At 70.6% G+C, this 3,515-nt stretch carries 4 protein-coding genes; all 4 read left to right on the forward strand.

From position 1 onward, the window contains the following. The coding region (locus VJR25_RS13350; RefSeq protein ID WP_324115809.1) for an amidase family protein at window positions 1-616 on the forward strand (616 nt) is incomplete at its 5' end. A 32-nt stretch (window positions 617-648) separates the two neighbouring features. Further along, window positions 649-957, forward strand: a complete 309-nt coding sequence (locus tag VJR25_RS13355; protein WP_324115810.1) for a hypothetical protein — start codon at window positions 649-651, stop codon at window positions 955-957. Beyond that, entirely contained in the window at window positions 954-2,405 is a 1,452-nt protein-coding gene (locus VJR25_RS13360) for a sodium:solute symporter family protein (protein ID WP_324115811.1), read from the forward strand. The genes VJR25_RS13355 and VJR25_RS13360 overlap by 4 nt, the downstream gene beginning before the upstream one ends. Window positions 2,406-2,407: 2 nt before the next feature. Then, a partial coding sequence (locus VJR25_RS13365; protein ID WP_324115813.1) for a CoA transferase occupies window positions 2,408-3,515 on the forward strand: 1,108 nt, incomplete at its 3' end.

The raw sequence follows: 3,515 nt of genomic DNA on the forward strand, positions 1-3,515 counted from the left end.
CGTCGACCCCGCCGTGCGCGCGGTGCTCGACGACGTCGCCCGCCGCCTCGAGTCGGCCGGCGCGATCGTCGAGTACGGATGCCCCGACCTGAACGGCTCCGACGAGACGTTCCGCACCCTCCGCGCCGCGACCTTCACGTCGGCGTGGGGCCCGCTGCTCGAAGCAGAGCCGGCGAACTTCAACGACTTCGTGACCGGCAACATCCGCGAGGGCGAGAAGATCTCGGGCGCCGACGTGATGTCGGCGTACGTCGAGCTCACCCGGCTCACCCGGTCCGCCGCCCGGTACTTCACCGGCACCGACCTGGTGCTCGCCCCGGTCACCCAGGTGCTGCCCTTCCCGGTCGAATGGGACTGGGTGCACGAGGTCGACGGCACCCCGATGACCGACTACCTCGACTGGATGCGCGCCGCCTGGCTGTTCACGCCGCTCGGCATCCCCGCGCTGTCCCTGCCGGCGGGCTACTCCGGCCATCTCCCGGTCGGCGCCCAGCTGCTGGCCGGCCCGCGCCGCGACGTCGAGCTGCTCGAGCTCGCCCAGGCGATCGAGTCCCTGCTCGCCGTGCCGCGCACCGCTCCCGGCACCGCGGCTCTCGCGGCATCCGCTTCCCTCTGATTCCCGACCCACCTGTTCGAAGGAGAACACCCATGTCCACGTCCGACCCCGGCGCGCCTGCGCCGGACACCGCCACGAGCGTGGTGCGCCTCACCGGGCGCATCGCGACGCCCGCACGCGTCGTCATCGCGTGCGTCCCGGTGCTGCTGATCCTCGTCACGCCGTTCCTGCCGTTCGCCGTGACCCCGACGCTGTGGTTCGGCGTGCCCGCGGTGCTCGTGTGGATGGCGTTCACCGTCATCCTGACCGTCGTGCTGCTGAACGTCGTCGACGCGGGCATCCGGCGGCAGGTGCGCGAGCACGCGGACGCCGAGAACTTCGACGGAGGTGAGCACGCATGATGACCGTCATCATCATCTGCGGGATCGTCCTGATCGGTGCGATCGGGATGCTCCGCGGCCGCCGCCGGGAGAAGGGCATGTCCGGGTGGCTCGTCGCAGGCCGTCAGCTGCCGACGTGGACCTCGTGGTTCCTGCAGGCCGGCGAATCCCTCACCACCTTCAGCTTCCTGGGACTCGCGGGACTCGGCTTCATCGGCGGAGTGAGCGGCGCGTACGCCGTGGGCTACCTCACCGCGTGCCTGTGCATCCAGTACTTCGTGGCGCCGCGCATCCGCAACATCGCGGCATCCCGCGGCTATCTGACCATGGCGGACTTCTTCAAGGATCGCTTCCGCTCCCGCACCCTGAGCATCATCATCGCGGTCGTCGGCGCGCTGTTCCTCATCCCGTACCTCGAGCTGCAGCTCACCGGCCTCGGCCTCATCGTGCAGCTCGCCACCGGATCCCAGACCGCTCGCGGCCTCAGCATGGTGCTCGCCAGCGCCCTGGTGGTCGTGTTCGTGATCTGGGGCGGCATCCGCGGAATCGCCCGCGTGTCGATCTTCAAGGACTTCGGCATGCTGCTCGCCCTGGCGATCGTCACGGTCGGCGTCGTCGGCTTCGCCGGCGGGTTCCCCCAGGTGTTCGCCGCCGTCGCCAAGGCGGACGACGCGCTGCTGACCACCCACGCGCCCGGATTCGACTGGGTCTTCTGGGTCAGCGCGGTCGCGATCACCACCATCGGCGCCGGGTTCCAGACCTTCCCGCACCTGTGGCCGCCGATGCTCGCCGCCCGCAGCGGAAACGTGCTGCGCAGCAACATCAAGTGGCTCGCGGTCTACCAGCTGCTGCTGTTCATGCCGATCACCGTCGGCATGGTCGCCGTGCTCTCCATCCCGAAGTCGACGATCCCGAACCAGGTGCTGTTCACGGCCGCCCAGCACGCCCTGCCGGAGTGGTTGGTCGCCGTGGTCGCGGTGTTCGGAGCCGCCGCCGCCATGGTCCCCGCCGCGGCGATCTCGATGGGAATCGGCTCGCTCGTCGCCAACAACGTCACCTACCGGCTGGGGGAGCGCGGACGGTTCATCGTGACCCGCATCACGATCGTGGCGGCCATGGTGCTCGCCCTCGCTCTCGGCATCGTCAAGAGCGACATCGGTGCGCTGCTGCTGCTCACCTACGGCGGGCTCGCGCAGATGTCTCCGGCCGTCGCCGCAGGACTCGGGCGCAAGGTGTCCGTCAGCACCGCCGCGGTCGCGAGCGGCCTCGTCGCGGGCGTGCTCTTCGTGGCCGTCACGACGTTCGTGCCGGCTGCCGGCCTGGCGCTGGGATCCTGGGACAACGGATTCGTCGGGCTCGCCGTCAACGTGGTGGTGCTGGGTATCGTCGAGGCCGCCGTGCGGATGCGTCGCGGTTCGGCTCCGGAGCCGGTGTCGCTGGACATCCCGGCCGAAGAAGTGGAGGTCTGAACATGAGCGGTCCCCTCGACGGGATGCTGGTCGTCGACCTGTCCCGGGCGCTCGCCGGCCCGCATGCGGGCATGATGCTCGGGGACCTCGGCGCCCGCGTCATCAAGGTCGAACGACCCGACGGGGGCGACGACTCCCGCGCCTGGGGACCGCCGTTCGTGACGGCAGGGGAGGAGCAGGTGTCCACCTACTTCCTCTCCTGCAACCGCAACAAGGAGTCGATCGCACTCGATCTCAAGGACGACGGCGACCGCGGCGTGCTCACCGAGCTCATCCGCCGTGCCGACGTGCTGATCGAGAACTTCCGGCCGGGCACGCTCGACCGGCTCGGGTTCGATCCCGCGACCCTCGAGCAGCTGAACCCCCGGCTCGTCCTGCTCTCGATCAGCGGCTTCGGCCACGACGGCCCCGAGGCGAACCGCGCCGGCTACGACCAGATCCTGCAGGGCGAGGCCGGGCTCATGTCGCTCACGGGTCCGGATGCCGCGACCCCGCAGAAGGTCGGCGTGCCGATCGGCGACCTTCTCGGCGGCATCCACGGCGTCGTCGGCATCCTGGCCGCGCTCGTGGAGCGCGAGCGCACCGGCAAGGGCGGGGTGGTGCGCACGTCGCTGCTGTCCTCGCTCGTCGGGGTGCTCGCGTTCCAGGCGACCCGGTGGACCGTCGGCGAGGACGCCCCGCACGCCATCGGCAACCAGCATCCGTCGATCGCCCCGTACGGTGCGTTCCGCTGCGCAGACGGGGTCGTGCAGATCTCGGTCGGCTCCGACCCGCTGTGGCGCACGTTCGCGCCGCTCATCGGCGTCGACCCCGACGAGGAGCGCTGGGCCACCAATGGGGCGCGCGTCGCCGATCGCGATGCGCTCATCGCCCACATCGAGGGCGTGTTCGCCGACAGCTCGCGTGACGAGCTGCTCGCCAAGCTCGCGGCCGCGGGCATCCCGGCCGGCAAGGTGCGCACGGTCGATGAGGTGTTCCAGTGGGAGCAGGCGCTCAGCCAGGGCCTCGCCCTCGACGTGCAGCATCCCCGGCTCGGCGACCTGACCCTGCAGGGCCGCGCGCTGCGGATGTTCGATTTCGACGGCACCGAGACGGGCCGCACGCAGCACG

It is taken from the genome of Microbacterium sp., assembly GCF_035277845.1.
In the GTDB taxonomy this organism is placed as follows: Bacteria; Actinomycetota; Actinomycetes; order Actinomycetales; family Microbacteriaceae; genus Microbacterium.